The sequence below is a fragment of the uncultured Amaricoccus sp. genome (genome assembly GCF_937858865.1).
Lineage (GTDB): Bacteria > Pseudomonadota > Alphaproteobacteria > Rhodobacterales > Rhodobacteraceae > Amaricoccus.
The window spans coordinates 1-1,943 of the sequence record NZ_CALLYO010000581.1 but is presented as its reverse complement, the minus strand read 5'-3'; the positions used below and the strand labels follow the sequence as shown (position 1 = coordinate 1,943).

Sequence of the window (1,943 nt, the reverse complement as noted above, 5' to 3'; positions counted from 1 at the left end):
AGGTTGGACTGGCGGAACTGCAGGCGGAATTGCCCCGGCTGCTCGACGGCCGGATCGAAGTCGTGAGCGCCTTGGCCGAGCTCTTCGCCGCCGCGGACGCGGACGGCCAGCCGGACATCTCGCGCCTTGCCGAGAGGATGGTCTGGCATGAGATGGGCGACGCCGAGGTGCTTTATCCGGCCGCCGTCCTCTTCGGCTCCACCGTCCGGGCGATCCTGACCGGGGTGGATGGGGCGGTCGCCCCGAGCGATGCGGAAGCGCTCCACTGACACGGGGCCGCTGCCATCGCCGGCAGGAGCCGGTGCATAGTTAAATCGTCGACACGGAGGTGGTGCGAAGGCCGGCCGCCAGGGCCGACCTTCCGCGTCGGAGCGATGCCTTCCTGACCGGAAGCTGAAGCGGAAAGTGCGCTTCCGTCAGGGACTGCTCAGGCGGCGCCTCCAGACTGGTCGCATGAAAAGGAAGGAGACCCTGCAATGAAGAAGGCAGTTGCCCTGCTCATCGCCACCACGGCCCTGACGGCCACCACCGGCGTCCTCGCCTGGAGTCTCGTGCACGATGGCGGGCGCGACTCCGTGGATGCCTTCGCCAATCGATCGGAGATGCTGCCTCTCGTCTTCGCCAGCGACGACGACGATCGCGACCACCGCCGGCGGCCTCGCCACGAGCATGACGACGACGATGACGACGACGATGACGATGACCATGACACCAACGACGACAGGCCTCGTGACTCGCGCAAACCGGCCCCGGCAGCGCCGACAGGCCCGATCGCCCCGCCGCAGAACGGGCTCTTCGGCAACGGAGCCCCGCCACAGGTCCAGGTGAATTGAGCCCGGCCGTGCACCTCCCGCGTCTCCAAGGAAGGCAATCCCGATGAAATCCCTGCTCGCCACACTCGCGCTGACCACGGCGCTCACGCTTCCTGGCCTCGCCCTGGCCCGCCCGGTCACCCTGACCACCGCGCTCACCGACTACGGCGGCGAGGGCGCCTATCTCGCTCTCTACGTCACCGACGCGTCGGGCGCCTACGTCGGCAGCCTGTGGATGGCCGGCGGCAAGTCGAAGTACTACGAGCACCTGACCGACTGGTACCGCGCGACCGGCGGCGACCCGGCTGAGATCGACGGCATCACGGGCGCCAGCGTCGGGGCCGGACGGACCCTCGAGATCACGCTCGACCTCGCCGACGCGCTCTTCGACGCCGGCTACACGCTGCATGTCGACGGCGCCGTCGAGGACATGCGCGACAGCCCGAACGAGGTCGCCGTGCCGCTGACCACCGAGGGAGTGGGCCAGTCCGTGCGCGGCCGCCGCTACGTCGGCAGCTTCAGCTACGACATGTGAGGGAGCCGGGCCATGATCCGCGCCTTCCATCGCTGGCCGGGTCTGCTGGCCCTGGCGCTCGTCACCGTGCTGGCCTTGAGCGGGGCGGCGCTGTCGGTCTTTCCGGCCGCGGAGCGCCTCGCCGCCCCGCAGGCCGGCGCGGGGCTGAGCGTCGCCGAGCTCGCGACGCGCGTCCGGGGGGCATACCCGGGCGTCGAGGAGATCCGGCGCGCGCCATCGGGTAGGATCACCGCTTACTGGTTCGATGACGGCGTGCCCGGCGCCGCCGTGATCGACCCGGCGACGGGAGAGGGCGTCGCCTCCGCCGACCCCGACCCGACCCGGCGCTGGCTCACCAACCTGCACCGCTCGCTCTTTCTCGGCGACGGCGGGCGGATCGCGACGGCGGCCGGGGCCGCGGCGATGCTCGTGCTCGCCCTCACCGGCGCGGCGCTGGTGGCGCGGCGAGCCGGCGGCTGGCGGCGCTGGTTCGCACCGCTCCGCGGCCCCCTGGCTGGACGCCTCCACGTCAAGATCGCGCGCCTCGCCGTGCTGGGTCTCGCGCTGTCCGCGGCGACGGCGCTCTGGATGACGGCCTCGACCTTCGACCTCCTGCC

Annotated in this window: 4 protein-coding genes; all 4 read left to right on the top strand. The window is 71.3% G+C overall.

Going from position 1 to position 1,943, the window contains the following annotated elements; all coding sequences use genetic code 11:
- On the top strand, window positions 1-269 hold a 269-nt coding region (locus Q0112_RS17200), incomplete at its 5' end, for a hypothetical protein (RefSeq protein ID WP_297977233.1).
- Between the two features lie 207 nt (window positions 270-476).
- On the top strand, window positions 477-833 hold the full coding sequence (locus Q0112_RS17195) for a hypothetical protein (protein WP_297977232.1): 357 nt from the start codon (window positions 477-479) through the stop codon (window positions 831-833).
- Between the two features lie 43 nt (window positions 834-876).
- Entirely contained in the window at window positions 877-1,347 is a 471-nt protein-coding gene (locus Q0112_RS17190) for a DUF2271 domain-containing protein (RefSeq protein WP_297977231.1), read from the top strand.
- 12 nt (window positions 1,348-1,359) lie between these two features.
- Window positions 1,360-1,943 (top strand): PepSY-associated TM helix domain-containing protein (locus Q0112_RS17185; protein ID WP_297977230.1); only part of this gene is annotated, 584 nt, incomplete at its 3' end.